Source organism: Pseudomonas sp. FP597 (assembly GCF_030687435.1).
Classification (GTDB): domain Bacteria; phylum Pseudomonadota; class Gammaproteobacteria; order Pseudomonadales; family Pseudomonadaceae; genus Aquipseudomonas; species Aquipseudomonas lactucae.
Genome location: NZ_CP117432.1, coordinates 4,644,964 through 4,670,353 on the forward strand (window position 1 = coordinate 4,644,964; position 25,390 = coordinate 4,670,353).

Consider the following 25,390-nt stretch of genomic DNA (forward strand, 5'->3'; position numbering starts at 1 on the left):
TGCGTTTACTCGGGAAGGTGCGCCACGCCGTCTGAGTCGGTCATCGCCCGCTCCAGCAAATCCGCCGGCAGGCTTTTGCTGGCGCGGGCGCCGAGCAGCCTTAGCTGCTCCGTGCGGCTGACCAGATTCCCGCGTCCATCCGTCAGCTTGTTGCGCGCCGCGCTGTAAGCCTTGTCCAACTGCTGCAGACGGTTGCCCACTTCATCCAGGTCCTGGATAAACAGCACGAACTTGTCGTACAGCCAACCGGCGCGCTCGGCAATTTCCCGCGCATTCTGACTTTGACGTTCCTGCTTCCACAGGCTGTCGATCACTCGCAGCGTGGCGAGCAGCGTGGTAGGGCTGACGATCACGATATGGCGGTCGAAGGCCTCCTGAAACAGGTTCGGCTCAGCCTGTAACGCGGCGGAAAACGCCGCCTCAATCGGCACGAACAGCAACACGAAATCCAGGCTGTGCAGCCCTTCCAGGCGCTTGTAATCCTTGCCGGACAAACCTTTGACGTGATTGCGCAGCGACAGCACGTGCTGCTTCAACGCCGCCTGGCCGATCACTTCGTCATCGGCGGCGACGTACTGTTGATACGCCGTCAGGCTGACTTTGGAGTCCACCACCACCTGTTTGTCGCCGGGCAACATGATCAGCACATCCGGCTGGAAACGCTCGCCGTCCGGGCCTTTGAGGCTGACCTGGGTCTGGTACTCGCGGCCTTTTTCCAGGCCGGCATGTTCCAGCACCCGCTCAAGGATCAACTCGCCCCAATTGCCTTGGGTCTTCTGGCCCTTGAGCGCTCGCGTCAGGTTGGTGGCCTCGTCTGACAGACGCAGGTTGAGTTGTTGCAGGCGTTCGAGCTCCTTGGCCAGGGAAAAACGCTCGCGCGCCTCGTTCTGGTAGCTCTCTTCGACACGTTTTTCGAACGACTGGATGCGCTCTTTCAAAGGATCGAGCAACTGGCCCAGACGCTCCTGGCTGGTTTCGGCAAAACGTTGCTCACGTTCGTCGAAGATCTTGCCGGCCAACTCGGCAAACTGCGCCCGCAGCTCGTCCCGCGAGCCTTGCAGGTCGGCGAGGCGCTGTTGGTGGCTTTCCTGCTGCTCGCGCAGTTCGGCGCGCAAGGCGGCGGCGAGTGCGTCGAGGCGGCGCAATTCGGTTTCCTTGGCGCTGCGGTCGAGGTTCCAGGCATGCGCCGCGTCGCGGGCGTTGTCGCGGTCGATCTGCAACAGCTCGACTTCGCGGCGCACGGCGGCCAGGTCGGCTTGCTTGGCGGCGTTGGCCTGGCTCAGGTCGCTGATCTCATCGCGGCTGGCATCCAGTTGCGCGATGAGGCCTTCCTGGGCCAGTTGCGCCGTGGCCAGGCGTTCTTCGAGCAATTCCCAGCCGGTGGTGCGCTCGGTCAGTCGCCGTTGAATCCGCCAGCACACGGCCAATAACGGCACTGCAGCACCCGCAAGCCCCAGGGCGATACTGGTCCAGTCAAACACCATAGCCATTTCTGCCATTACCGAAAAAGAGCAAGGTTAACCAAGCAGAGCGCGGGAGGACAGCTCAGTCTTCGACCTGGCCCAGTTCGCGCTGGGCGCGGCGATCGCCGGCACGGGCGGCCAGGCGCAACAGGTCGTGACCGATGCGGCGATCACGGGCGTTGCCGCATTCACGGCACATCAATTGGCCCAGGCGGCTTTGCGCGACGACCACACCTTCGCGGGCCGGCTGCTTGAGCAAGCGCCCGGCGAAGTGCTGGACGTTGGGCTTGTGCCCCAGGCGCGGGCTGTCGAGCAACCACAAGGCGACTTTCAAGGAGAACCGCTTGGGCGCGGTAACAGCCTGCGGCGTGTCGGTAACAGAAAGTGATACTGAGCGAAACTTCATAAAGCACTGTGGGAGCAGATCGGAAGGCGCGCCACTCTACCCTTTTTTTCGTCGAGGTAAAGCTGAAAAAATCTTGCACGCCCGTGCTAGAGCAAGCGCTTGGGACAATCCACAGAAGCTGTGGATAACTCAGTGGACAACCCCCCTTTAACCCGCGCAAACGCCCATGGAACGGGGCTCGCAGTCAAACTGACGATTTTTTCACCAATAAAAAAAAGCCAGATTTTTCATTGACTTAAATTTCCATTGCAGGCAAATGGCGGCCCGGCGCGGCCGTTGACAGGGTGGTAACAGTGACCGCAACTAATGTGCACAAGTCACTATTCGTCGGTTTATCCCACCCTTTTTTTTAAAGCAACAGCTTCAACAGCGTTACCGCATGGGCGCAAACAGGACTTTTCAAATCTCTGCAGCCTCGCCACACTGCCCGGCCGGCAACGCAACGTGGAGGGGTCAATGAAAGGAATTCTGTTATTTGCCGTGTTGTTATTGGCCACCTGCGCCATTTCCCTGGGGATCAACGCCGCACTGCCGTCGCCGGATGGCGCATTGTTTGCCATCGCTATCCTGTTGTCGGCCGCCTTCACCGCCGCGAGCCTGTGCATCGAACTGGGTGATGGCCGCATCAATGACATGGGCGATGTGATGAAGGCGATCGAAACCGGTCAGTCCCTGCGCCTCACCCTTGCCGCCTATGGGCTGGGTTGTTCATTGGCGGCGGCCGCTACCGTGCTGGTCTATCGCTGCCTGCTGGGCGGCTGATTGAATCTTTTTGGTGATGCCCCTTCCATTGGCCGTTTCAATCCGTTACTATCCGCGGCGTTAGTACCAAGCTGAAAGTCAATTCTGGTCGAACACTCCCCTGAACAACACGGGATCGACCACCTAGATGGTTTCCAGGTATCACTTGCGACGACACTGCCTTTGAATAAGCAAAGGGTGCCGCGAAGTTTCCATACTCTGACCGAACCAACCTGCAAATTGATCAGGATCTTCACCCTGGGCCCAGAACCTTTGCCCCTGTTGTGTTGCCTGCCCTCCTAAGTACCTACCTGCCAGCCCAAGCGCGCCTAATTTATCAGCGCTTCAAACTGGCTGCTTTGTTCCAGTCGGGTTCTTCGTTTGATCAATGGTGATCAACGTTACTGGAACGTTTTAACGTTGCACGGTTCTTAATCCGTGTCATTTGTAGGAACACCCATAACATGAACGCTCAAATCCATACTCAGGATGCCATTCGCACCCTCACCAACGCTTTTGCCCCAATGAACTGCCTGATCATGGCTGCTCGCAAAGGCTGCTTCAGCTTCACTCTGGTCAACGAACACGGCATCGCGCGTCACAGCGAACGCCTGTACCCCGATCAATACTCCAGCGCAGAACCGCTGCAGGCCGTGATCGAGCGTACCCGTCAGGCACTGGTTGCCTGATCGACCAGAGTCGCTGAAACCCAAAAAACCCTGTTTAACACACAGGGTTTTTTATTGCCCGCGATTCGGTAATTGAGCCTTTGCACTAAGTTCAAATGGATATAACCGTTATAACTGCACAGACAAGATGTTTTAAAAACAGTCCTTTACATCATGAATATGACACTACACTTCAACTCAAGCGGCATGATCCGCTTCCGGCGAGCCTGAGACTTCGATTCAACTGCTGCCAAACCCCCTTCTCAGGCCTCGCCGTCCACTTTTACGGATTGAGGCCTGTATGGGTATCGCCGCCAGCGAATTGTGTCGTTATGTGATCCGGCCCACGCTGATGTACCTCGGCCGCCATGACCCTGCGGCCGAATCCCTGCTGCTGGGCATTGCCGCCAGCCAGTCGGAACTCGGCTCCGCCTTGCATGACCGGCACGGCCATGGTCTGTACAGCATCACCGAACTTCGCCATCGCGCCCTATGGGATGACTACCTGGCACTGGATCCCGAACGTGCCAGCCTGGTACGCGGACTGGCCAGCCAACATGCATTCCTCAGTGCCCCCCAGTTGGAGTTGACCGTCAACCTGCGCTACGCCACCGCCATTGCCTGGTTACTGGTTGAACAACACAGCCCGGCACTGCCACCACCCGGTGATGTATTGGCCATGGCGCGTATCTGGAAAGAAATATTTCATCCACAAGGACGACTGTGCGATTTCACCCGCGCATGGCAAACCAGCGTTTCCCCCATGAATCACACGGCTTGCTGACCGGGCAATTTGCAAGATTCGCCAAAAACACCGAATTCTGGTCGGATTGTCCTACAAAACCGCTCTATCTCCTGCATTACAGCCTATAGCGCGATGTTAATTTTATTGATACTTTCCGCAGCGGTGATCACACGGAGTTCTAATAATGAAAAAAGTAATGCTCAAGACCACACTTAGCCTCGCCGTTGCCATGGCATCTTCCCAACTGTTCGCAAGCGGCTTCGCACTCAACGAACAGAGCGTCAGCGGGATGGGTACCGGTTTCGCAGGTCGCTCTTCTTCTGCCGATGATGCAAGCACTGTGTACGGTAACCCTGCCGGTATGGCTCGCCTGAGCGGCCAGCAGATCACCGGTGGCGTCGCAGCCATCGATGCGTCGACCGACATCAGTAATACCGGCGGCAATTCTCGCGGCTCCAACAAAGGTGACATGGTTCCGTTCACCGCGGTGCCATTTGGTTTCTACACCAACAAACTCAACGATCAGTGGGCTGTCGGCTTCGGTGTCTACGCACCGTTCGGCCTGGTGACCGACTATGAAAACGGCTTCCAGGGCCGTGGCTTCGGCAGCAAGAGCGAAGTGAAGGTCATGACCTTCCAGCCAACTGTCAGCTATGCGTTCAATGATCGGGTATCCATCGGCTTTGGCCCGACCATCAACCGTATTTCCGGTGTGCTCGAGTCGGACAAGACACTGAACCCGCTGGCCTCCGACACCAACGTCAAAATCAAGGGTGACGATACCGCCCTGGGCTTCAACGTCGGCGTATTGGTGCAAGCCACTGACACCACGCGCGTGGGCCTGACCTACCACTCGAAGGTCAAGTACAAGCTCGAAGGCCACACCACCGTCAGCGGCCCGACCGCCACCCAGCCGTTCCTGCGTAACAACCGTTACGACGCCTCGCTGAAAATCGATACCCCAGAGTCCTACGACCTGTCGGTCACTCAAGACCTGACCGATGCCTGGAAACTCTATGGCGGTGCAACCTGGACGCGCTGGAGCCGCCTCAAAGAAATCACCGTCAACAACGAAGGCGTAACCGCTGCCGGTGGCCTGCTCGCGCCTAGCCAGCTCGGCGCTATCACCGAAGAACAAAACTGGCATGACACCTGGGCCTACGCCGTGGGTACCTCGTACCAGTTGACCAAGCAAGTCGTGCTGCGGACCGGTTTGACCTTCGACCAGTCACCGACCAACAACACCAATCGTTCGCCACGCATCCCAACGGGTGACCGCACGATCTTCAGCGTGGGTCTGGGCTACAAAGTCATGGATAACATGACGGTCGACCTTGCCTACTCGTACCTGAAAGAAGAAGACGTCAAGGTCAACCAGACAGCCAACCCGCCTTCGACGGCCAGCTACCGCGCCAAGTATGAAAACAGTGCCAACGGTTTCGGCCTGGGCATGACTTACACCTTCTGATCCAGACCGGTGTAAAAAAGCCCCGCTCTCCTGCAAAGGAGGCGGGGCTTTTTAGTCGGTGTCGATCAGGGCTTGGAGGCGATTGCCTTCTCTACCGCCTCGATCAACTCAGGGCTGTCCGGCTTGGTCAAACTGGAAAAATCACCAATCACCTTGCCCTGACGGTCCACCACGTACTTGTAGAAATTCCACTTCGGCGCGTTGCTCTGCTGCGCCAACACCTTGAACAGGTGCACCGCGTCCGGCCCCTTGACCTTCTGCGGTTCGGTCATGGTAAAGGTCACGCCGTAATTCACGTAGCAGACCTTGGCGGTTTCCTCACCTGTCTTGGCTTCCTGCTTGAAGTCATCGGACGGCACACCGATCACTTCCAGCCCCTGGTCCTTGTAGCGTTGATGCAAGGCTTCGAGGCCTTTGAACTGCGGCGCGAACCCGCAAAAACTCGCGGTATTGACGATGACCAACGGTTTGCCGGCAAAGCGCTGGCAGAGGTCGATGGACTCCTTGGCGCGCAGCTTGGGCAATTGGCCTTCAAGCAAGGGCGGGCAATCGGCGGCCAGGGCCACACCGCCAAATGCAGCCATCAACACAGGTACAGCCAGCCAGCGCATCTGCATGTCGAAACGTCCTTTAAAGAATCCAGGCATCGAACTTAACAGATCGACATACCCAGTTGCATCAACGCCAACCCACCCCGCTGCCAGCCCCACCAGGCCAGGGCCAGCAACAGCGCAATCGCGGCTGCCCCACCGAACAGGTATCCAGTCGAATTCATGCTGCCTCCATCTGCGCCTGCAATCGCGCGACCGGCCGCTCACGTACCGGCCAATTCAGGGCGGCGGCGAGCAGGCTGAGCAGGATCGCCACCTGCCAGATCAAATCGTAGTTACCGGTTCGATCATAGACCACGCCGCCTAACCAGCCGCCCAGGAATGAACCCAACTGGTGGAACAGGAACACGATCCCACCGAGCATGGAGAGGTTTCGCACACCAAACAGCGTGGCGACCGTGCCGTTGGTCAGCGGCACCGTGGACAACCACAGAAAGCCCATCGCCATGCCGAACAGATACGCGCTGATTTCGGTGACCGGTGCCCACAGGAACAGCACAATCACCACCGCGCGCAGCAAGTATAAACCGGTCAGCAAGCGCGGCTTGGACATGCGCCCACCGAGCCAGCCGGCGGTGTAGGTGCCGAAGATATTAAACAGGCCGATCAACGCCAACACAGTGGTGCCGACAGTGGCCGGCAAATGCTGGTCCACCAGGTATGCCGGCAGATGCACACCGATAAACACCACCTGGAAACCGCAGACGAAAAAGCCAAAAGCCAGCAACCAGAACCCGGAGTGGGAGCAGGCTTCCTTCAAGGCCTCACGCAGGGTTTGCTGACCAACCACGACCGGCAGCGGTCGATCCTTGAGCATCGTCACCAGTGGCAGGATCAGCGCCACCATCAAGCCCAGCGCCAACAAGGCGGCCGACCAGCCCAGCCAGCTGATCAGGCCCAAGGTGCCCGGCACCATGGCGAATTGGCCGAACGAGCCGGCGGCGCTGGCAATGCCCATGGCCATGCTGCGTTTTTCCGGCGCCACCGCGCGGCCGACCACGCCCAGGATCACCGAAAACGAGGTGCCGGACAGGCCAATACCGATCAGCAGGCCCGCACTCAACGACAGCGTCCAGGCCGAATCGGACATGCCCATCAGCACCAGGCCGGCGGCGTACAGCACCCCGCCGACAAATACGGCCTTGGTGGCGCCGAAACGGTCGGCCAACGCACCGGTAAACGGCTGCGCCAAGCCCCAGATCAGGTTCTGCAAGGCGATGGCAAAAGCAAAGGTTTCACGGCCCCAGCCGAATTCGCTGCTCATCGGTGCCAGGAACAGGCCGAAACCATGCCGCACGCCCAAGGACAGCGCCAGGATCAGCGCACTCCCCACAAGGATCCAACCGCTGGTGCGCCACATCGAGGTCATTTCTTATTCTCCGCTCGCGGGTATATACCCGCTTATGTTCGAACAAACCCGCCCTCAGGCGAGTTCGTCCAGCAAGGCCAACAAGGTTTCGCGTTTTTGCACGCCGAGTCGATCGATCAGTTTCTGTTGCGCCGCTTCCCAGGCCGGCAAGGCGGCGGCCAGACGTTCTGCACCGGCTTCGGTGAGCAGCACCAGGCGGTTGCGCAGGTCATTGCCCTCGACCAACTGCACCAACCCTTCGCATTCCAGCACCCGCAGGTTTCGCCCCAAGGTGCTGCGATCCAGGCCCATGGCATCCGCCAGACTGGAAATGCTCGGTTGATCGAGACGTTGCAGGTTGCACAGCAAGGAATACTGGGCGACGTTGATCCCGAAGCCGTCAAGGGCGCCGTCGTAGTGCCTGCTGACGCCACGGGCGGCGCGTCGCAGGTTGGTGCATAAACATTGGGAAGCAAGCATGGAACGTGTATATACCCGCGATTAAGAGAATGCAAGAAAGTGTTACAGGGCGAGGCCGACCACAACCGTGACTTCGAGCAGCTCCAACAAGGCTCCGGCCGTATCGCCGGTGGTCCCGCCAAGGCGATTGACCATCAACTGGCGCAGGCCCACAAAGCAGAGCGCAGCGAGCAACACGGCAACGCCGCCGTTGAAACCGCCAATAAGCATGCAGGCCAGGCCACTGAGGATCAGTACCTGCTGGCCGACAGTCCTCGGTAAATGATCCGACAGTGCCTGGCCCAACCCGCCTGCGCGCACATAGCGCGTGGTGAGGAACAACGCCAGCATCGAGGCCCGCCCGATCAGCGGTGCCAGGATCAACGCCGCGCCGTTGTGCTGCTCGATCAAGGCCACCAAGGCGGTGAACTTGAGCAGCAGCACCAGCCCCAGCGTGACCACGGCAATCGGCCCGCTGCGCGGATCTTTCATGATGGTGAGGGTGCGCTCGCGGTCGCCGAAGCCACCCAGCCAGGCATCGGCGCTGTCCGCCAGGCCGTCCAGGTGCAGGCCGCCGCTGAGCAACACCCAGGCCGTCAGCAGCAGCGCCGCATGCAGCAACAGCGGCGTACCCATCAGTGCCGAATTCAGCCCCCACAACAGCAGCCCGAACAGCAACCCCACCACCGGGTAAAACAGCAGCGAGCGTCCCAGCTCCTGGGGTTGCGGCATGCCGGGCAGACGAATTGGCAAGCTGCTGAGAAATTGCAGGGCAATCCAAAATGGCAGCATCGTCAGATTCCTTCCTTCAACCCACCATCGGCGGCCACCCGCAGGCTGAACAAGCCGCCATGGCCGACCTCCACATTCAGCAACTGTTCACGGGGCAACCCTCGGGCACGCGCCAGCAGCAAGCGCATCACGCCGCCATGGCTGATCAACAACACGCGCTCACCGGCGTAGGTCTGGTGCAGGCGTGAGACAGCGCCTAGAACCCGTTCGGAAAATGCGCTGACCGGCTCACCCTCGGGTGGCGTAAAGCCGTAGGGATCGGCCCAGAACAACCCAAGGCCTTCGGCGTCGGTGCCCATCAACACCGCCGCGCTTTGCCCTTCCCAGGCGCCGAAGTGCAGCTCTTGCAGGTCTTTTTCCAGGTGCACCGGTAGGTTGAGCCGTGCGCCCAACTCATCGGCGAACCGCGCGCAGCGCTGCAATGGCGAACTGATCAACCGGTCCCAAGGTCCTCGCTCCGCCACCGCGGCGCGCATCTGCTCCCAGCCCCTGGCAGTCAACGCGTCGTCGAGGCTGCCGCGCAGGCCGCCGCCCAGCTCGGTTTCACCGTGGCGCAGCAGGTCCAGGTGCAAGATCATGCCGGGCGGTCCGCCACGGCCGCTTCGGCAAAGGTCGCCATCTGCCCATGCAGCGCACACGCCAGGCGCAGCAGCGGCACGGCCAACGCGGCGCCACTGCCTTCACCCAGACGCAGGCCCAGTTCCAGCAAGGGTTGCGCATCGAGGCTGTGCAGCACATGCCGATGTCCAGGCTCGGCGCCACGATGGCCGAACACCAGCCAGTCGCGGCACGCCGGGTTCAGACGCGTGGCGACCAGCGCGGCCACCGTGCAGATAAACCCATCCACCAGCACCACGACGCCTTCCTGGGCACACGCCAGATAGGCACCCACCAGCGCAGCAATCTCAAAACCGCCCAGATTGAACAGGGTTTGCAGCGCATCATCGCGCTGCCCGGCGTGCAGCGCCAAGGCACGCTCAATCACCGCCACCTTATGGCTGACACCGTCGGCGTTCAAGCCCGTACCCGGGCCGGTCAGGTCGCTGACCTGGCACTCGAGCAACGCACACGCCAGCGCACTGGCGGCGGTGGTGTTGCCGATGCCCATTTCACCGCCGATAAACAGTTGCGCAGCGTTTTCACGGGCACGCAGCACACTCTCGCGACCCGCTTGCAGCGCCGATCGTCCCTGCGCGACGGTCATGGCCGGACCCTTGACGAAATTGGCGGTGCCGGCGCCGAGATTCAGGTGATGCACACCGGGCAAGCTCAGCGAAGGGTTCACCGTGCCGAGATCAACCACCTCCAACCGCGCATCCAACTGCCGCGCCAACACACTGATGGCCGCGCCGCCAGTGACAAAGTTATGCAGCATCTGCCCGGTCACTTCCTGGGGAAAGGCCGACACACCTTCGGCAACCACACCGTGGTCGCCGGCAAAAATCGCGATCCATACCCGATCCATCGACGGTTTGACCTGGCCCTGCAAGCCGGCCAATTGCACCGCCAGCGCCTCCAACTGGCCGAGGGAGCCAGCCGGTTTAGTCAATTGCTGCTGGCGTGCCAGGGCGTGTTCGTACGCCGTGGTGTCCATGGACTTACAAGGGTTAAGCCACCAGGTGTCAGTCATAACGCAGTACCTTTCAAGGTCAGGGGCAGGCCGGCAACCGTCAGGACAACACGCTGACAACGCTCGGCCAAGGCTTGATGCAGCCAACCGGCTTCATCCACATAGCGGCGAGTCAATTCGCCCAGCGGCACGACACCCAGACCGGTCTCGTTGCTGACAAAAATAATTTCACCCGTCAGCGTGGCCAGGCTTTGCAGCAGTTGCTCACGCTCGAACGCCAGGCGCTCCGGGTCTTCAAGCATGAGCAGATTGGTCAGCCACAAGGTCAGGCAATCCACCAGCAGGCAGCGGTCGGGGCCGGCGTTCTCGCGCAGCACCCGCGCCAACTCGACGGGTTCTTCGATCAAGCCCCAATGCGCCGGGCGACGCTGACGATGCAGAGCGACGCGCGCATTCATCTCGCCGTCCAGCGGTTGGCTGGTGGCGATGTAAATGACGGATAAGGCGCTGTCGCTGGCAAGCCTTTCGGCGAGGCGGCTTTTACCGGAACGGGCGCCGCCGAGGATCAGTTGAAACATGAGGCATTACCTTCATTTATAACGCGGTCCAATGTGGGAGCTGCCTTGTCGAATCGTCGCACCGCCCCTCCCACATTTAGATCGCGGTGCATCAGGTAGCTGTCCGATCGTCACGGAAGCCAGCTCCCACAACAGACGCCCTGCTCCAAATCAAATCCCACACAACCTGCGCAATAAATCCGTATCCAAATGGTTCTCCACCAAGTCCGCCAACCGCTCAATGTCGCGCTCGCGCAGGGCGTGGTAATCCACCTCCTGCACATCCTGCAACCCTGCCCAGCGCAGCAGGGCGCTGCACGCGGCCGGGGTTTCGAACAGGCCGTGCAGATAAGTGCCAAGGATCTGCCCGTCGGCACTGCGGGCGCCGTCAGTACGGCCGTCATCCAGTTGCACGGCCGCGTTCGATAACGCTGCGCCCGATGTCACGCCGGCATGGATCTCATAGCCGCTGACCTCGGCATCCTCCAGCAACAAACGTCCGCGTACATTGCGCAGCTGTTTTTCTTCTTCCAGCGTGGTGCTGAACGCCAGCAGGCCAAAGCCGGCGCTGGAACCTGCCGGCCCTTCCAGGCCCAACGGGTCGTGCACCTGCTCGCCAAGCATCTGCAGGCCGCCGCAAATGCCGAGCACCTTGCCGCCATAGCGCAAATGCCGCGCCACGGCCGTGTCCCAGCCATTGGCGCGCAAATACGCCAGATCGCTGCGCACGCTTTTCGAGCCCGGCAGAATGATCAGGTCGGCGGCGGGAATCGGTTGGCCCGGCCCGATAAACTGCAAATCCACCTGGGGATGCAGGCGCAGCGGGTCGAAATCCGTATGGTTGCTGATGCGCGGCAGCACCGGCACCACCACCTTGAGCACCTGCGCCGCCTTGTCGATCTGGCGCCGGTCAATGCCGTCCTCGGCTTCCAGGTGCAGGTCCATCACATATGGCAATACGCCCACTACCGGTTTGCCGGTGCGCGCCTCCAGCCAATCCAGTCCCGGCTGCAGCAGGGCGATATCACCGCGAAAACGGTTGATGATGAAACCTTTGACCCGCGCCTGTTCGCTGGGCGAGAGCAACTCCAGCGTGCCGACCAAATGGGCGAACACCCCGCCACGGTTGATATCGGCGATCAACAACACCGGGCAATCCACCGCCTCGGCGAAGCCCATGTTGGCGATGTCATTGGCGCGCAGGTTGATCTCCGCGGGCGAGCCCGCACCCTCCACCATCACCACCGGGTAGGTTTCGCTCAAACGCGTGTGGGACGCCAGCACCGCTTGCATCGCGATGGCTTTGTAGTCGTGATAGGCCACGGCGTTCATGCTGGTGACCGCACGGCCATGAATGATCACTTGGGAGCCGGTGTCACTGTTGGGTTTGAGCAGCACCGGGTTCATATCGGTATGGGGCGCCAGGTTGGCCGCCTGGGCCTGCACGGCCTGGGCGCGGCCGATTTCGCCGCCTTCGGCCGTCACCGCGCTGTTGAGCGCCATGTTCTGCGGTTTGAACGGTGCCACCGCCACGCCTTGGCGTACCAGCCAGCGGCACAACGCGGTCACCAGGGTACTTTTGCCCGCGTCGGAGGTGGTGCCTTGCACCATCAGCGTACTCATGCAGCGTCCTTATAGGCGCCCAGGGCCTCGTGCAGGCGCAGCCAATCGGCCTCGGTGTCGGGCAGGCCGAAGCGCAGGCTGCTGTCGTGTACAAACAGGCGCAGCAGAATGCCGCGCTGGGCCATGAATTCGTGCATGCGTTCGGCGTGCGGGGTAATCAGCCACTGGAACAGGGCGCAGCCGCCCTGAGGTTGAAAGCCATGGCGCTGCAGCAATTCAAACAAGCGCCGGCCAGCCTCAAGGCAACGCGCGCGCTGACGCGCATGGCCGGCGGTGTCGCGCAGGCACGCTTGGCCGACCACCCGCGTCGGCCCACTGACCGCCCACGGCCCGACCTGTTCAGCGAGCAACTTGAGCAGCCGGCGCTCGGCCAGCACAAAGCCCAGGCGTACACCCGCCAGGCCGAAAAACTTGCCGAACGAGCGCAGTACAATCAGGCCGACCTGATGGGCCTGGCTCGCCAGGCTCAATTGCGGGGTCACGTCCATAAACGCTTCGTCCACCACCAGCCAGCCGCCACGCTGGGCCAGCCGCGTGTGCCAGTCCAGCAGGCGTTGTGGGCTGAGGCTCAGGCCGGTGGGGTTGTTGGGGTTGACCACCACCAGCACATCGAGGCCATCGAGGAAGAAGTCGACTTCCTGCTCCTGCACTTCGCGCACCACGTAACCGGCGCGGCGCCAGGCTTCGGCGTGCTCGGCGTAGCACGGCGATAACACGCCGACTTTGCCCGCACGGCGCAGGCGCGGCAGTAATTGGATCGCCGCCTGGGAACCGGGCACCGGCAATACATGCGCCGCGCCGTAATACTCGCTGGCGGCCTGCTCCAGGCCATCGTCGGTTTCCGGCAGGCGCGCCCAGGCACGCAGCGCAATCTCCGGAATCGGCCAGGGCCAAGGCGCGAGCCCACTGGAGAGATCCAGCCAATTGGCCTCGGCGATCCCGTACCGAACGGACGCCTTGCGCAGCCGACCACCGTGCTCAAGCATAGAATTGCGCCCCCGCGCATAAGATCAGCAGCCACAACCAGACGCCGCGCTGCACCAACTGCCAGCCCCGCTCGATAGCATCGGCATCCGCCGCCGGGCCTTCGCCCAATGGCGGGCGCTGATGCAGCTCACCGTGATAAATCGCCGCGCCGCCCAGTTCGACACCCAGTGCGCCGGCCCCGGACGCCATCACCGGCCCCGCGTTGGGGCTGTCCCATGTCGACCCCTGGGTGCGCCAGCATTTGAGGGCCAGCGCGGTTTTGCCCAATAACGCGTAGGTCAAAGCCACCAGGCGCGCGGGAATGTAGTTCAGTACGTCGTCGATTTTCGCCGCCGCCCAGCCAAATCGCTCGAAGCGCTCATTACGATAGCCCCACATGGCGTCAAGCGTATTGCTCAAGCGGTAGAGCACCACACCCGGTACGCCAGCGACCACGAACCAGAACAACGCCGCAAACACCGCATCACTGCCGTTTTCCAGCACCGATTCGGTGGCGGCGCGGGCCACTTCGGTGCTGTCCAGCTCACTGGTCTGGCGGCTCACCAGGTAGCTCACGCGTTGGCGCGCCTGCTCCAAGTCATCGCTGCGCAGCGCCTGCGCTACCGGGATCACATGTTCACCGAGGCTGCGCATGCCGAGGGCACAGTACAAGGCCAGAATCTCCAACGCCCAGCCAATATAGGGCGCCCACGACAGCGCAGTGGCCAGTAGGGTCAACGGCACCACGGCGATAAACCACGCCGTCACGCCATGGCTGCGCCAGCCACGGCCACCGCTGTTGAAGCGTTGCTCGATGCGCCCGGCAAAATTGCCGAACGCCACCAGCGGATGCCAGCGCCTGGGCTCACCCAGCAGTGCATCCAACGCCACCGCGGCGACACACAGCAAGGCCACACTCATTGACTCACTCCCCAGGTATTCTCGTACAGCATGTCACTCAGCGGCCGCGGTTCGGTCCAGCCTTCGAGCTGCAACATCGGTGCCGGATAGAATTCGGTCACCGGCCCCAGGCACAGCACGGCCAGGGGTTTGGCGCCGGGCGGCAAGCCCAGCAGGTCGGTCAGGGCCTCAGGCTCGAACAACGACACCCAGCCCATGCCCAGGCCTTCGGCACGGGCCGCCAGCCATAGATTCTGGATCGCACAGGACAACGAAGCCATGTCCATTTCCGGCAAGGTGCGGCGGCCGAAGATATGCCGCTCGCGCCCCTCCATCAACGCTGCCACCAGCACTTCGGCGCAGTCGTGGATGCCCTCGACCTTGAGCTTCATGAATTCATCGGAACGCTCGCCCAAGGCCTCGGCGGTACGCACGCGCTCTTCTTCCACCAACTGCTGGATTTGCCCACGCAGGTGACGGTCGCTGATGCGGATGAAACGCCATGGTTGCATCAAGCCGACACTGGGCGCCTGGTGTGCGGCCAGGAGCAGGCGGTGCAGCAACTCGGGGGCCACCGTGCCGCCGCTGAAGTGGCGCATGTCACGGCGTTCGGCGATGGCACGGTAGACGGCGTCGCGGTCGGCCTGGGGAAAGGCGTAGTCGGTCATGGCCCTATCGGGGGCAAGCCCCCTCCCACATTGGGTGCAAACAAGGCGGCTACCGCAGTCGGATTCGACGGAAAATAGAAGTGCACATAAGAGGCCGTCATCCGCCCCTGCCGAAAGACCGCTTCGGCACCGCGCCCACCGTTCGGGCTCAGGCCACGGGCAATCGGCTGGCACTCGGTGCTGGTCAGGGAATGGTGATACGTGTGCCCACGCAACACGCCTTCCGGCAACTCGACGCTTTGCAAAGCCAGGGCCGCAAGTTTCTTTTGCATCACCGCATCGCCCTGTAAAAGGCCGAGCAGTTCGGCGCGGCTGCCGTCGACATCGGTGAGCGAATCCAGCAGATAGAGCATGCCACCACATTCTGCGAGCAGCGGCTTACCGGCGGCGTGATGGGCGCGGATCGCAGCGAGCATCGGGGTATTTTCCGACAGCGCTTGATGGTGCAGTTCCGGGTAGCCACCGGGCAAATACAGGCTATCGGTGTCAGGCAAATGGCTATCGTGGATAGGCGAAAAGAACTTCAGCTCGGCGCCCATGGCCCGTAACAGATCGAGGCTGGCACCGTAGGTGAAGGCGAACGCTTCGTCGCGAGCGACCGCGATGCGCACGCCGGCCAGCAACGGCTCGGCCTCGATCACCTGCGGTGCGGCGAAGGTCACCGGCGGTGGCAGCGCGACTTCGCAACTGCTGCCCAGGGCCTGGGCGGCGGCGTCCAGGCGCACATCGAGGTCATTGAGTTCACTGGCCTGCACCAGGCCCAGGTGGCGGCTGGGCAGTTCGATCCCGGTCTCGCGGGACAACGCGCCGTACCAGCGCAGGCCTTCGGTGAGGCTGCCTTCGAGCAACTGCGCATGGCGCAAGGTGCCGACGCGGTTGGCCAGTACGCCGGCGAACGGCAAGTCGGGCTGGTAACGCGCCAGGCCCAACGCCAGCGCGCCAAAGGTCTGGGCCATGGCGGTGCCGTCGATCACACCCAGCACCGGCACACCGAAGTGCCGCGCCAGGTCGGCGCTGGACGGCGTGCCGTCGAACAGGCCCATCACGCCTTCGATCAGGATCAGGTCGGCCTCCCCCGCCGCTTCCCACAGCAGGCGGCGACTTTCCTGCTCGCCCACCATCCACATGTCCAATTGATACACCGGCGCACCGCTGGCGCGCTCGTGGATCATCGGGTCCAGGAAATCCGGGCCGCATTTGAACACGCGCACCTTGCGCCCCAGGTTGCGGTGCAAACGGGCGAGCGCGGCGGTGACGGTGGTCTTGCCCTGGCCGGATGCCGGTGCGGCAATCAATACGGCGGGGCACTGACGGGGCTGATTCAAAGTTCGACGCCCTTCTGTGCCTTGATACCGGCCTGGAACGCGTGCTTGAGCATGCCCATTTCGGTGACGGTATCGCCCATTTCAACCAATTCAGGCTTGGCGCCACGCCCCGTAACCACCACGTGTTGCATCGGCGGGCGGGCCTGCAGGTCACTGAGGACCTGGTCGAGGTCGAGGTAGCCGTGCTTGAGGGCGATATTCAGCTCGTCCAGTACCACCAGGCCAATGGACGGGTCTTGCAGCAATTGGCGCGACACGGCCCAGGCGGCCTCGGCGGCGGCGATGTCGCGCTGGCGATCCTGGGTTTCCCACGTAAAGCCCTCGCCCATGACATGGAAGCGCACCTGCTCGGGGAAACGGCGGAAGAACAGCTCTTCGCCGGTACTGTTACGTCCCTTGATGAACTGCACCACGCCGCACTGCATGCCGTGCCCCATGGCCCGGGCCAGCATGCCGAACGCCGAGCTGCTCTTGCCCTTGCCGTTGCCGGTGAGCACCAGCAGCAATCCGCATTCATTGGGAGAGTTGGCGATGCGCTCGTCGATCACGGCTTTTTTGCGCAGCATGCGCGCCAGGTGGCGTTCGTCGCGGTCGGGGGTATCGGTCATGGCAGCTCTCCGTTGGGGCTGGACAAAAACGGCGGGCAGGAAAAAGAAACACAAACAGCCAAGCATCGCCCACCGTGATGCTGTTGATTGATCCAGGCCGGTCTCCGGGCTCATGAGCGGCGTTCTGAAGCGAACAGACCGACGCTGCGCCTTCCCATATCGCGAGCGATACAGTGGCAAAAGGCAGCGTCTTGACTCATTTACCGTTGCGGGGGCAGCGCCGGAATTGCGGCGGCGCTGTGTACAAGCGCGCTCACTCACCGGCTTCCCTGTTTCACCCTGTCGACCCGTGGGTCACAGAGCACCTGGAACAAGCGGCGAAGGTTAGTGGGTTGATGGGGGAGCGTCAATGAAAGCTGGCCGTGTACTTGAACCATCGCATCACCGCACTCCTCTACCCTTACAGGTATACCGGAGAAAATCATGCATAAAACCAGACTCGCCTTACTGATGATGCTCGCAGGCAGCCTCGTCGCCTGCGGAGAAACTTCGACCTTGCAGGTCGCCGACGGCACAGGGCCGTCACCCCAATTACCGGAGCCGAACAAGACATTGATCCCCACCGTCAACATCGCCCCGGCCGTTGGCTGGCCCGAGGGCGCCAAACCCATCGCTGCAGCCGGAACGCAGGTAGCAGCATTTGCCGAAGGGCTGGACCATCCGCGCTGGCTGTATGTGTTGCCCAATGGCGATGTGCTCGTGGCTGAAACCAACGCGCCGCCCAAGCCCGATGATGCCAAGGGCATTCGTGGCTGGGTCATGGAAAAAGTCATGGGCCGCGCCGGCGCGGGTGTGCCGAGCCCGAACCGCATCACGTTGCTGCGCGATGCCGACCACGACGGCGTGGCCGAAACGCGCACGGTGTTCTTGGAAAACCTCAATTCACCGTTCGGCATGACGCTGGTTGGCAACGACCTGTATGTGGCTGACTCCGACAAGCTGCTGCGCTTCCCGTACCACGCGGGCGAAACCGCGATCAAGGCACTGGGGACCAAGGTGGTCGACCTGCCGGGCGGTAGCATCAATCACCATTGGACCAAAAACGTGGTCGCCAGCAAGGACGGCAGCAAACTCTATGTGAGCGTCGGTTCCAACAGTAACGTCGGCGAAAACGGTCTTGAAGCGGAACAAGGCCGCGCGGCTATTTGGGAAGTGGATCGCGCCAGCGGCCAGCACCGCATTTTCGCGTCGGGCCTGCGCAATCCCAACGGCATGGCCTGGGAACCACAGAGCGGCAAGCTGTGGACCGCAGTGAATGAGCGCGACGAGATCGGCAGCGACCTGGTGCCGGACTACATCACCTCAGTCAAGGACGGCGGTTTCTATGGCTGGCCCTTCAGCTATTACGGCCAGCATGTGGATGTGCGCGTCACGCCGCAGAACCTGGACCTGGTCGCCAAGGCAATCGCGCCGGACTATGCGGTCGGGCCTCACACCGCGTCTTTGGGCCTGACGTTCGACGAGGGCAGCAAACTCCCGGCGCCGTTCAGCAACGGCGCGTTCATCGGCCAGCATGGCTCGTGGAATCGCAAGCCGCACAGTGGCTACAAGGTGATCTTCGTGCCGTTCGAGGCAGGCCAGCCTAAGGGCAAGCCGGTGGACGTACTGACTGGGTTCCTCGATAAAGACGAGAAAGCCATGGGCCGCCCGGTGGGCGTGGTGATTGATCAGCAAGGGGATTTGCTGGTGGCCGATGATGTGGGGAATAAAGTATGGCGGGTGTGGGCCGCTAGGTAGCGAAGCCGCAAGCTTCAAGCTAGGAGCTGCAAGGTGGCGGTGCACCCTCTTGCAGCTTACAACTTGAAGCTTATCGCTGCTTTTAGGGATTTCGTGCCAGGTTTGCTGGCAATACACGCTTGGCGCTCAAGTAGGCATTCTGCCAATACGCCTTGGACAGGGTATCCAGCTTCACCGTGCCGCCGGTTTGCGGCGCATGCACGAAGCGGCCTTCGCCCACGTAGATGCCGGCATGGCTGACCTGCGAACCACCGCCGGTGGCGAAGAACAGCAGGTCACCCGTTTGCAGGTTCTGCTCACTCACATCCTGGGCGCGCATCACGATCAGTTCACGGGTGGTGCGCGGCAAGGAAATGCCGGCGGCATCACGGTAGACGAAGCCAATCAGGCCGCTGCAATCAAACCCGGAATCCGGTGTGTTGCCGCCCCAGCGGTAAGGCGTGCCGACCAGACCCAGCGCGCGAAAGAGTACGTCTTCGGCAGCAGGCGAAAAATTCTGGGTGGAATAGTTGAACACCGGCTTTGGCTTGACCGCGACAGGCGCGGGCGGCGGTGTGCGGCTGGCGCAGGCGCTGAGGAGCGCGGCGCAAACTAATAGAAACAGGCGGGCCGAGGTCGACATGTGCAGAACAATCCTGGACTGGATGCGGCTTTCGCTGCCGAACGCTGAAAACCAGAACGCGCAAGCAAAGCTCGCGCGAACGGATTACAACAATGTCCAGGGATTCTAGCGCTTACACGTCAAACTTCAAGTATCACTTTAAGTTTACTTGCTGGCGGTAACCGTGGTCGGGGCCATGGCGAGTGCACGCTTGGCTTCGATGAAGGTTTTGCTCCAGTAGCTGTCACCCAGGTTGTCGACTCGTACACCGCCACTGCGACGGCTGCTGGAGTGAATAAACTGGTTGTCACCCAGGTAGATACCGGCGTGACTGACGCGACCACGGCCTGCAGTACTGAAGAAAAGCAGATCACCGGGCTTGAGGTTGTTTCGTGCGACCAACGGTGCATTCACGTTGATCATTTCGCGCGTCGAGCGTGGCAGGTTCATGCCGGCTTCTTCGCGAAACAGATAACCGATAAAGCCGCTGCAATCGAAACCGGCTTCAGAGGTACCGCCAAAACGATAACGGGTACCGATCAGGGACATGCCGCGCTCAAGGATGCTGTCGGCCAGAACAGGCAACTGATAAGGCTTGTTGCCGGAGAAATCGGCCAATTCCTTCTCGGTTGCCAGCTCTTCCTCATAAACGGAAGCGGACTGCGCAGCGACGAATTTTGCCTGGGACTGTTGTTGAGGCTTCTGCTGCTCAGCCACCTGTTGAGGGTGGGAGGCGCAACCAAACAACAGGGTAACGAGTGCGAGAGGCACGAGGGGTGCGAAGCGATTTAGCATGGGCACGACCGTGGCTGGTATGTAAAGAAGACGAGACTATGCCCTCTATCAGATCGATTTGCAAATTCAATCGCGCTCTATGTGACTTCGCGATTGGACCGTGACATCTAAGCCCTAATTCCAATTAATGACGTAAATGCGTAGCCGGCCTGGCTCAGACGCAGGTTTCCTGGCGCCTGGAAATTGCCGAATCGTGATAGATCAACGCCTTACCAACCCAACGTCTCTTTGAGAAAAGGTATCGTCAATTTTCGTTGCGCCTGCAAAGAGGCCTGATCGAGCTGCTCAAGCAAATCGAACAAGGCGCTCATGCTGCGAGTACCACGGGTAAGGATAAAGTGCCCGACTTCGTCGGTAAGGTGCAGGCCACGACGGGAGGCGCGCAATTGCAGGGCACGCAATTTGTCTTCGTCGGACAATGGGCGCATCTGGAAGATCAGCGCCAGGGTCAGGCGCGACTTGAGGTCGGCCAGCTTGATCGGCAGTTCCCGCGGCGAGGTAGCGGCAGCGATCAACAGGCGCCGGCCGCTGTCGCGCAAACGGTTGAACAGGTGAAACAGCGCTTCTTCCCAGTCCGCCTTGCCGGCAATCGCCTGCAGGTCATCCAGGCACACCAGCTCGTATTGCTCCAGGTGGTCGAAGATGCCGATACCGCGATCCATCAACTCAGCCAACGGCAGGTACACCGCTGGCTCGCCCATTTGTTCGAAGCGCAGGCATGCGGCCTGCAACAGGTGGGTACGCCCCACGCCCTGCTTGCCCCACAGATAGATCAGGCTTTCGGTCCACCCGGCGTCGGCTTCGCAAAGCCGCTCGACATAGCCGAGTGCAGCGGCATTGGCGCCTGGGTAGTAATTGATGAAGGTGGCGTCGTCACGCAGACGCACACCCAAGGGCAGCTGAATCGGTTTCATGCTGACTGAACGGCTCCCATCGAACCGTTAGTGGCCTCTGTGAAAAGTTTGCAAAGTTTATACCCGTGAAGCCGGGTGCACAATGCGGCAGACCACAAGCAAAATCAAAGGTTTGCGTTAACTTGCAGGTTTACCCGGCTTGTTTGGAGCACCCGGCGCCAGAAACGACAAACCCGGCCTGGGCCGGGTCTGTGACAACACGATTACAGATCGGGGTCTTCAACCCCTGTATACACATCCGAATCCTTGTACAGATCGTGCATATGGCGCACCAGCACCATGATCACCGCCGCCACCGGCAGCGCCAACAGGATACCGGTAAAGCCGAACAGCTCACCGCCCGCCAGGATCGCAAAGATCACCGCCACCGGGTGCAGGCCAATCCTGTCACCCACCAGCAGTGGTGTGAGTACCATGCCCTCCAAGGCCTGGCCGACCATGAACACCGCGACGATGCCCAGCATCGGGTACAGGTCGCCGCCAAACTGGAACAGCCCGGCCACCAGTGCCGCACCGATACCAATCACAAACCCCATGTACGGCACGATGGCGGCCAACCCTGCGATCAAGCCGATCAACAGGCCCAGCTCCAGGCCAATCGCCATCAAGCCGGCGGCATAGATGATGCCCAAGGCCAGCATCACCAACAACTGACCCCGCACGAAAGCACCCAGCACTTCATGGCACTCGCCCGCCAGGGACACAATGCGTTCCTCACGATCGCGCGGCAACAGACTGCGGATCTTGGCCATCATGATGTCCCAGTCGCGCAGCAGGTAGAACGCCACCACCGGGATCAGCACCAGGTTGGTCAGCCAACCGATCAGCGCCAGGCTGGAGGCCGTGGCCTGACTGAGGATCACGCCGACAATGTCGGTGGTCTGGCCCATGTGCTCGCTGATGGCGGCCTTGACCTTGTCAAACTTCCAGAAGCCGTCCGACAACCCCAGCTTGGCCTGGGCCCACGGCATGGCCGTGTGTTGCAGCCAGTCGAGCATCTGCGGCGCCAGCTCATACAGGCGAAACAATTGCTTGGCCAGCATTGGCACCAGCACCAGCACCAACGCAGTGATGATCAAGGTGAACAGCGCGAACACCGCGACCACGCCCAAGGTGCGCGACAGCCCGGCTTTCTCCAGGCGATCCACCACCGGATCGAACAGATAGGCCAGCAGCAACGCAACCAGGAACGGCGTCAGGATCGAATGCAGCAAGAACACAAAAACGCACAGCAGGACGATCCCGCCAAGCCACACCCAACGACGCGTATCCGCCATACATCACTCCATGCTTCTATCTATATAAGGAAGAACTGTTACCAACGAAACCGCAGTTGCGCCTGCGGCTCAGGGGCGGCGGGCGGTTGCGTGCCTGCCGCTACCGGTTGCGGCGCAGGCTCGCCCGCAGGGATCTCCTGCAACCTGGCCAGGCTCAACTGGGTGCGCAACTGATCGGCGCTGCCATTGACGCGATACACGATGCGATCACCCTCGACCCGTAGCGGCTGACCACCAAACGGCTCAAGCAAATGCCCCAGCGCCGCATAGCGCTCCAGGGTCATCCCCTGCACTTCCAGCAATTGTTCGGTGCTCACACCGGGCTTGACCGCAAAACGCGGCGCCAGCTTTTGGCTGATCGCCAACATCACCGCGTCGGCCACCGCCCCGGTGTCGGCACCTTGCACGCTGCCCTGCTCGCTTTTGTCACCCAGCCACAGGCGCCATTTGGCTTGCCATTGGCTGCCTTCCTGGCGGGCATGCACCGCCAGCAGGGCGTCGGCGCCATAGCGCTCGGAGGCGGCGCGCAGTGGCGCAGCGTCGGTGCTTTCCAGATTCGGCGCGGTGGCGACGACTTGTTCGTCCAGATCACCCAGCGGCAGGCGCAGCGGCAAACCACGGTGTTGCGCCGCGCGGCGCAGGGTTTGCGCAACGGTCTGGCCATCGCCGACCAGGCTGCTGCCTTCGGTGGAGTCGTTCAGCCACCAGCCGAGGATCGAGGGCCGATTGCTGCCCCAGATCGACAGGCCCGCATCACGCAGGGCGCGATCGGTGCTGACCGGGTCGAAATCCACTTGCAGGCTCTCCGGCGGGCCGGCGTCGTAGCCATATTGGGTGATGATCTGCTGCGGGTCCTTGCGAATCGCCGCCAGGCCCGGGCCTTCGGCGGCCTTGGCATCGCCGGTCAGGCGGATCACCATCGTCTGCAGCGCTCGCTGGGTCGCCTGGTCGCGCTCTTGCGGCGATTGGCTGCCAACCGGTTCAAGTACTTGATACAGGCCATTGAGGGTTTCGGCATAACTCGCCAGGCTGACCAACGACAAGCAGCCCACAAAGAAGAATTTACACAGACGCATGGAAGATTCCCGAACGACAAATTTAGCGGCTGGAACAGACCGGATGAACTCGGTTTGCCAAGGCTGTGACCAGGGCGACCGACAAAACATTCACAGGGCCTCGGTAAGTTTTCGCGCCGTCATAACGATAGCGGGTTCAAGGCTATACCTTAATACGGCCCGAAGCAGAGCCGATTAGCATTTTTTTAACGCGCTTTTTTAAGCTATATGGCCCTGCCCGTCGGCCCGAGGATGGCCGCTGCCCCTCAAGCCTGATAAAATCGCGCGCCTTCGCAGACCGTCAACGGCTGGGCCTTTTACCAAAAGCGCCTGCCCACTCGGTCGTTACCCCTGAATCCCCCCTAAAGGCCTGGATCATGAGCAAGCAACCCTCCCTGAGCTACAAGGACGCCGGTGTAGACATCGACGCCGGTGAAGCATTGGTCGAACGCATCAAGAGCGTCGCCAAGCGCACTGCGCGCCCCGAAGTCATGGGCGGCCTGGGCGGTTTTGGCGCCCTCTGCGAAATCCCGGCCGGCTACAAACAGCCTGTACTGGTTTCCGGCACCGACGGCGTGGGCACCAAGCTGCGCCTGGCCCTGAACCTGAACAAGCACGACAGCATCGGCATCGACCTGGTCGCCATGTGCGTCAACGACCTGGTGGTGTGCGGCGCCGAGCCGCTGTTCTTCCTCGACTACTACGCCACCGGCAAGCTCAACGTCGAGACCGCTACCCAGGTAGTGACCGGCATCGGCGCGGGTTGCGAACTGTCGGGTTGCTCCCTGGTCGGCGGCGAAACCGCTGAAATGCCAGGCATGTACGAAGGCGAAGATTACGACCTGGCCGGTTTCTGCGTCGGCGTCGTAGAGAAAGCCGACATCATCGACGGCTCCAAAGTGGCCGCCGGCGACGCCCTGCTCGCCCTGCCATCGTCCGGCCCGCACTCCAACGGCTACTCGCTGATCCGTAAGATCATCGAAGTGTCCGGTGCCGACATCGAGAACATCCAGCTCGATGGCAAGCCACTGACCGACCTGCTGATGGCCCCGACCCGCATCTACGTCAAGCCACTGCTCAAGCTGATCAAGGACACCGGCGCGGTCAAGGCCATGGCCCACATCACCGGCGGCGGCCTGCTGGACAACATTCCCCGCGTGCTGCCAAAAGGCGCCCAGGCGATTGTCGACGTGGCCAGCTGGCAGCGTCCCGCGGTCTTCGACTGGCTGCAAGAAAAAGGCAACGTCAACGAAACCGAGATGCACCGCGTGCTGAACTGCGGCGTGGGCATGGTCATCTGCGTGGCGCAGGAGCACGTGGAAACCGCGCTGAACGTATTGCGTGAAGCCGGCGAGCAGCCATGGGTCATCGGTCAGATCGCCACCGCTCCAGAAGGCGCGGCTCAGGTTGAACTGAAGAACCTCAAGGCTCATTAATGTCTCCGACCTGTGATGTCGTGGTGCTGCTCTCCGGCACCGGCAGTAACTTGCAGGCCCTCATCGACAGCACGCGCACCGGCGACAGCCCGGTGCGCATCGCAGCGGTGATCTCCAACCGCAGCGACGCCTACGGCCTGCAACGCGCCAGGGATGCGGGTATCGAAACCCGCTCGCTGGATCACAAGGCTTTCGAAGGTCGCGAGGCCTTCGATGCCGCCTTGATCGAACTGATCGACGCCTTCAAGCCAAAACTCGTGGTACTGGCCGGTTTCATGCGCATCCTCAGCGCGGATTTCGTCAGGCACTATGACGGGCGCCTGCTGAATATCCACCCTTCCCTGCTGCCCAAATACAAAGGCATGCACACGCACCAACGGGCACTCGATGCCGGTGACAGCGAGCATGGCTGCAGTGTGCACTTCGTCACCGAGGAACTCGATGGCGGCCCTCTGGTCGTACAGGCAGTAGTTCCGGTAGAGTCTGACGACTCGGCGCAGACGCTTGCGCAACGGGTTCATACCCAGGAACACAGGATTTACCCGCTGGCCGTGCGCTGGTTTGCCGAGGGGCGGTTGATTCTTGGTGACCACGGCGCATTATTGGACGGTCAGTTACTCGGGGCCAGCGGCCACTTGATTCGAACCTAGGAGATTT

General features: G+C 61.5%; 28 protein-coding genes and 1 riboswitch. Of the genes, 7 read left to right on the forward strand and 21 right to left on the reverse strand.

Going from position 1 to position 25,390, the window contains the following annotated elements:
- Positions 1-5: 5 nt before the first annotated feature.
- Positions 6-1,370 carry a DNA recombination protein RmuC gene (gene rmuC / locus PSH66_RS21135; RefSeq protein WP_181408594.1) on the reverse strand — a complete coding sequence of 455 codons (1,365 nt, stop codon included), beginning with the start codon at positions 1,368-1,370 and terminating at the stop codon, positions 6-8.
- Between the two features lie 175 nt (positions 1,371-1,545).
- Entirely contained in the window at positions 1,546-1,869 is a 324-nt protein-coding gene (locus PSH66_RS21140; protein ID WP_003175351.1) for a hypothetical protein, read from the reverse strand.
- A 456-nt stretch (positions 1,870-2,325) separates the two neighbouring features.
- Here PSH66_RS21140 and PSH66_RS21145 point away from each other — a divergent pair, with 456 nt between their 5' ends.
- The 4 genes from PSH66_RS21145 to PSH66_RS21160 all read left to right on the forward strand — a co-directional run bounded on the left by PSH66_RS21145 (position 2,326) and on the right by PSH66_RS21160 (position 5,491).
- Positions 2,326-2,631, forward strand: a complete 306-nt coding sequence (locus PSH66_RS21145; protein ID WP_003175352.1) for a hypothetical protein — start codon at positions 2,326-2,328, stop codon at positions 2,629-2,631.
- A gap of 443 nt (positions 2,632-3,074) precedes the next feature.
- Positions 3,075-3,299, forward strand: a complete 225-nt coding sequence (locus tag PSH66_RS21150; RefSeq protein ID WP_003175353.1) for a hypothetical protein — start codon at positions 3,075-3,077, stop codon at positions 3,297-3,299.
- Between the two features lie 280 nt (positions 3,300-3,579).
- Positions 3,580-4,062: a hypothetical protein gene (locus PSH66_RS21155; RefSeq protein WP_003175354.1), complete on the forward strand. Its 483-nt coding sequence runs from the start codon at positions 3,580-3,582 to the stop codon at positions 4,060-4,062.
- Between the two features lie 145 nt (positions 4,063-4,207).
- Positions 4,208-5,491 carry an OmpP1/FadL family transporter gene (locus tag PSH66_RS21160; protein ID WP_141063587.1) on the forward strand — a complete coding sequence of 428 codons (1,284 nt, stop codon included), beginning with the start codon at positions 4,208-4,210 and terminating at the stop codon, positions 5,489-5,491.
- Positions 5,492-5,556: 65 nt separating this feature from the next.
- Here PSH66_RS21160 and PSH66_RS21165 read toward each other — a convergent pair whose 3' ends face one another.
- The 14 genes from PSH66_RS21165 to cobO form a co-directional block, all read right to left on the reverse strand.
- Positions 5,557-6,108, reverse strand: a complete 552-nt coding sequence (locus tag PSH66_RS21165; RefSeq protein WP_003175356.1) for a glutathione peroxidase — start codon at positions 6,106-6,108, stop codon at positions 5,557-5,559.
- A 35-nt stretch (positions 6,109-6,143) separates the two neighbouring features.
- Positions 6,144-6,266 carry a hypothetical protein gene (locus tag PSH66_RS21170; RefSeq protein WP_003175357.1) on the reverse strand — a complete coding sequence of 41 codons (123 nt, stop codon included), beginning with the start codon at positions 6,264-6,266 and terminating at the stop codon, positions 6,144-6,146.
- Positions 6,263-7,462 (reverse strand): MFS transporter, encoded by a 1,200-nt coding sequence (locus tag PSH66_RS21175; RefSeq protein ID WP_305429639.1) that lies wholly within the window; start codon positions 7,460-7,462, stop codon positions 6,263-6,265. The genes PSH66_RS21170 and PSH66_RS21175 overlap by 4 nt, the downstream gene beginning before the upstream one ends.
- Before the next feature lie 63 nt (positions 7,463-7,525).
- Complete coding sequence (locus PSH66_RS21180) at positions 7,526-7,930, reverse strand: MarR family winged helix-turn-helix transcriptional regulator (RefSeq protein WP_078734135.1); 405 nt, start codon at positions 7,928-7,930, stop codon at positions 7,526-7,528.
- A 42-nt stretch (positions 7,931-7,972) separates the two neighbouring features.
- The gene (locus PSH66_RS21185; RefSeq protein WP_305427589.1) at positions 7,973-8,701 is read right to left on the reverse strand and encodes an adenosylcobinamide-GDP ribazoletransferase; all 729 of its coding nucleotides are present in this window, start codon (positions 8,699-8,701) and stop codon (positions 7,973-7,975) included.
- A 2-nt stretch (positions 8,702-8,703) separates the two neighbouring features.
- Positions 8,704-9,279, reverse strand: a complete 576-nt coding sequence (gene cobC, locus PSH66_RS21190; protein ID WP_305427590.1) for an alpha-ribazole phosphatase family protein — start codon at positions 9,277-9,279, stop codon at positions 8,704-8,706.
- Positions 9,276-10,331, reverse strand: a complete 1,056-nt coding sequence (gene cobT, locus PSH66_RS21195; RefSeq protein WP_305427591.1) for a nicotinate-nucleotide--dimethylbenzimidazole phosphoribosyltransferase — start codon at positions 10,329-10,331, stop codon at positions 9,276-9,278. Before cobT ends, cobC begins: the two co-directional genes overlap by 4 nt.
- Positions 10,328-10,849: a bifunctional adenosylcobinamide kinase/adenosylcobinamide-phosphate guanylyltransferase gene (cobU, locus tag PSH66_RS21200; protein ID WP_003175363.1), complete on the reverse strand. Its 522-nt coding sequence runs from the start codon at positions 10,847-10,849 to the stop codon at positions 10,328-10,330. The genes cobT and cobU overlap by 4 nt, the downstream gene beginning before the upstream one ends.
- A 150-nt stretch (positions 10,850-10,999) precedes the next feature.
- The gene (locus tag PSH66_RS21205; RefSeq protein WP_305427592.1) at positions 11,000-12,451 is read right to left on the reverse strand and encodes a cobyric acid synthase; all 1,452 of its coding nucleotides are present in this window, start codon (positions 12,449-12,451) and stop codon (positions 11,000-11,002) included.
- A complete protein-coding gene (cobD, locus tag PSH66_RS21210; protein WP_003175365.1) occupies positions 12,448-13,437 on the reverse strand; it encodes a threonine-phosphate decarboxylase CobD in 990 nt (329 codons plus the stop codon). The genes PSH66_RS21205 and cobD overlap by 4 nt, the downstream gene beginning before the upstream one ends.
- On the reverse strand, positions 13,430-14,338 hold the full coding sequence (gene cbiB / locus PSH66_RS21215; RefSeq protein ID WP_305427593.1) for an adenosylcobinamide-phosphate synthase CbiB: 909 nt from the start codon (positions 14,336-14,338) through the stop codon (positions 13,430-13,432). Before cbiB ends, cobD begins: the two co-directional genes overlap by 8 nt.
- Positions 14,335-14,985 (reverse strand): 5,6-dimethylbenzimidazole synthase, encoded by a 651-nt coding sequence (bluB, locus tag PSH66_RS21220; RefSeq protein ID WP_305427594.1) that lies wholly within the window; start codon positions 14,983-14,985, stop codon positions 14,335-14,337. The genes cbiB and bluB overlap by 4 nt, the downstream gene beginning before the upstream one ends.
- Positions 14,982-16,310, reverse strand: coding sequence for a cobyrinate a,c-diamide synthase (locus PSH66_RS21225; protein ID WP_305427595.1), 1,329 nt, complete (start codon positions 16,308-16,310; stop codon positions 14,982-14,984). The genes bluB and PSH66_RS21225 overlap by 4 nt, the downstream gene beginning before the upstream one ends.
- Positions 16,307-16,918 (reverse strand): cob(I)yrinic acid a,c-diamide adenosyltransferase, encoded by a 612-nt coding sequence (gene cobO / locus PSH66_RS21230; RefSeq protein WP_003175369.1) that lies wholly within the window; start codon positions 16,916-16,918, stop codon positions 16,307-16,309. The genes PSH66_RS21225 and cobO overlap by 4 nt, the downstream gene beginning before the upstream one ends.
- 77 nt (positions 16,919-16,995) lie before the next feature.
- A riboswitch (cobalamin riboswitch) is annotated at positions 16,996-17,242 on the reverse strand.
- Between the two features lie 99 nt (positions 17,243-17,341).
- Here cobO and PSH66_RS21235 point away from each other — a divergent pair.
- Entirely contained in the window at positions 17,342-18,655 is a 1,314-nt protein-coding gene (locus tag PSH66_RS21235; protein WP_305427596.1) for a sorbosone dehydrogenase family protein, read from the forward strand.
- 82 nt (positions 18,656-18,737) lie between these two features.
- Here the strand turns inward: PSH66_RS21235 and PSH66_RS21240 are convergent, their stop codons facing one another.
- The 5 genes from PSH66_RS21240 to PSH66_RS21260 all read right to left on the reverse strand — a co-directional run bounded on the left by PSH66_RS21240 (position 18,738) and on the right by PSH66_RS21260 (position 23,318).
- On the reverse strand, positions 18,738-19,277 hold the full coding sequence (locus tag PSH66_RS21240; protein ID WP_003175371.1) for a C40 family peptidase: 540 nt from the start codon (positions 19,275-19,277) through the stop codon (positions 18,738-18,740).
- A gap of 144 nt (positions 19,278-19,421) precedes the next feature.
- A complete protein-coding gene (locus PSH66_RS21245; protein ID WP_003175372.1) occupies positions 19,422-20,051 on the reverse strand; it encodes a C40 family peptidase in 630 nt (209 codons plus the stop codon).
- 209 nt (positions 20,052-20,260) lie between these two features.
- Positions 20,261-20,965, reverse strand: coding sequence for a DnaA regulatory inactivator Hda (hda, locus tag PSH66_RS21250; protein ID WP_003175373.1), 705 nt, complete (start codon positions 20,963-20,965; stop codon positions 20,261-20,263).
- 203 nt (positions 20,966-21,168) lie between these two features.
- Positions 21,169-22,242, reverse strand: a complete 1,074-nt coding sequence (locus PSH66_RS21255; protein WP_003175374.1) for an AI-2E family transporter — start codon at positions 22,240-22,242, stop codon at positions 21,169-21,171.
- Positions 22,243-22,280: 38 nt separating this feature from the next.
- Positions 22,281-23,318: a DUF2066 domain-containing protein gene (locus PSH66_RS21260; RefSeq protein ID WP_305427597.1), complete on the reverse strand. Its 1,038-nt coding sequence runs from the start codon at positions 23,316-23,318 to the stop codon at positions 22,281-22,283.
- Between the two features lie 356 nt (positions 23,319-23,674).
- Here PSH66_RS21260 and purM point away from each other — a divergent pair, with 356 nt between their 5' ends.
- Complete coding sequence (gene purM, locus PSH66_RS21265) at positions 23,675-24,733, forward strand: phosphoribosylformylglycinamidine cyclo-ligase (protein ID WP_003175376.1); 1,059 nt, start codon at positions 23,675-23,677, stop codon at positions 24,731-24,733.
- Positions 24,733-25,383 carry a phosphoribosylglycinamide formyltransferase gene (gene purN, locus PSH66_RS21270; protein ID WP_003175377.1) on the forward strand — a complete coding sequence of 217 codons (651 nt, stop codon included), beginning with the start codon at positions 24,733-24,735 and terminating at the stop codon, positions 25,381-25,383. Before purM ends, purN begins: the two co-directional genes overlap by 1 nt.
- Positions 25,384-25,390 lie beyond the last annotated feature (7 nt).

Coding starts and splice junctions, on each gene's coding strand:
- PSH66_RS21150 (WP_003175353.1), top strand. CDS start 3,075: ATGAACGCTCAAATCCATACTCAGGATGCCATTCGCACCCTCACCAAC.
- PSH66_RS21180 (WP_078734135.1), bottom strand. CDS start 7,930: ATGCTTGCTTCCCAATGTTTATGCACCAACCTGCGACGCGCCGCCCGT.
- PSH66_RS21170 (WP_003175357.1), bottom strand. CDS start 6,266: ATGAATTCGACTGGATACCTGTTCGGTGGGGCAGCCGCGATTGCGCTG.
- cobT (WP_305427591.1), bottom strand. CDS start 10,331: ATGACTGACACCTGGTGGCTTAACCCTTGTAAGTCCATGGACACCACG.
- cobU (WP_003175363.1), bottom strand. CDS start 10,849: ATGTTTCAACTGATCCTCGGCGGCGCCCGTTCCGGTAAAAGCCGCCTC.
- PSH66_RS21240 (WP_003175371.1), bottom strand. CDS start 19,277: ATGTCGACCTCGGCCCGCCTGTTTCTATTAGTTTGCGCCGCGCTCCTC.
- cobO (WP_003175369.1), bottom strand. CDS start 16,918: ATGACCGATACCCCCGACCGCGACGAACGCCACCTGGCGCGCATGCTG.
- PSH66_RS21235 (WP_305427596.1), top strand. CDS start 17,342: ATGCATAAAACCAGACTCGCCTTACTGATGATGCTCGCAGGCAGCCTC.
- bluB (WP_305427594.1), bottom strand. CDS start 14,985: ATGACCGACTACGCCTTTCCCCAGGCCGACCGCGACGCCGTCTACCGT.
- PSH66_RS21245 (WP_003175372.1), bottom strand. CDS start 20,051: ATGCTAAATCGCTTCGCACCCCTCGTGCCTCTCGCACTCGTTACCCTG.
- cbiB (WP_305427593.1), bottom strand. CDS start 14,338: ATGAGTGTGGCCTTGCTGTGTGTCGCCGCGGTGGCGTTGGATGCACTG.
- PSH66_RS21255 (WP_003175374.1), bottom strand. CDS start 22,242: ATGGCGGATACGCGTCGTTGGGTGTGGCTTGGCGGGATCGTCCTGCTG.
- PSH66_RS21155 (WP_003175354.1), top strand. CDS start 3,580: ATGGGTATCGCCGCCAGCGAATTGTGTCGTTATGTGATCCGGCCCACG.
- PSH66_RS21205 (WP_305427592.1), bottom strand. CDS start 12,451: ATGAGTACGCTGATGGTGCAAGGCACCACCTCCGACGCGGGCAAAAGT.
- purN (WP_003175377.1), top strand. CDS start 24,733: ATGTCTCCGACCTGTGATGTCGTGGTGCTGCTCTCCGGCACCGGCAGT.
- PSH66_RS21145 (WP_003175352.1), top strand. CDS start 2,326: ATGAAAGGAATTCTGTTATTTGCCGTGTTGTTATTGGCCACCTGCGCC.
- PSH66_RS21185 (WP_305427589.1), bottom strand. CDS start 8,701: ATGCTGCCATTTTGGATTGCCCTGCAATTTCTCAGCAGCTTGCCAATT.
- PSH66_RS21175 (WP_305429639.1), bottom strand. CDS start 7,462: ATGTGGCGCACCAGCGGTTGGATCCTTGTGGGGAGTGCGCTGATCCTG.
- cobC (WP_305427590.1), bottom strand. CDS start 9,279: ATGATCTTGCACCTGGACCTGCTGCGCCACGGTGAAACCGAGCTGGGC.
- hda (WP_003175373.1), bottom strand. CDS start 20,965: ATGAAACCGATTCAGCTGCCCTTGGGTGTGCGTCTGCGTGACGACGCC.
- PSH66_RS21140 (WP_003175351.1), bottom strand. CDS start 1,869: ATGAAGTTTCGCTCAGTATCACTTTCTGTTACCGACACGCCGCAGGCT.
- purM (WP_003175376.1), top strand. CDS start 23,675: ATGAGCAAGCAACCCTCCCTGAGCTACAAGGACGCCGGTGTAGACATC.
- PSH66_RS21160 (WP_141063587.1), top strand. CDS start 4,208: ATGAAAAAAGTAATGCTCAAGACCACACTTAGCCTCGCCGTTGCCATG.
- PSH66_RS21165 (WP_003175356.1), bottom strand. CDS start 6,108: ATGCAGATGCGCTGGCTGGCTGTACCTGTGTTGATGGCTGCATTTGGC.
- cobD (WP_003175365.1), bottom strand. CDS start 13,437: ATGCTTGAGCACGGTGGTCGGCTGCGCAAGGCGTCCGTTCGGTACGGG.
- PSH66_RS21260 (WP_305427597.1), bottom strand. CDS start 23,318: ATGCGTCTGTGTAAATTCTTCTTTGTGGGCTGCTTGTCGTTGGTCAGC.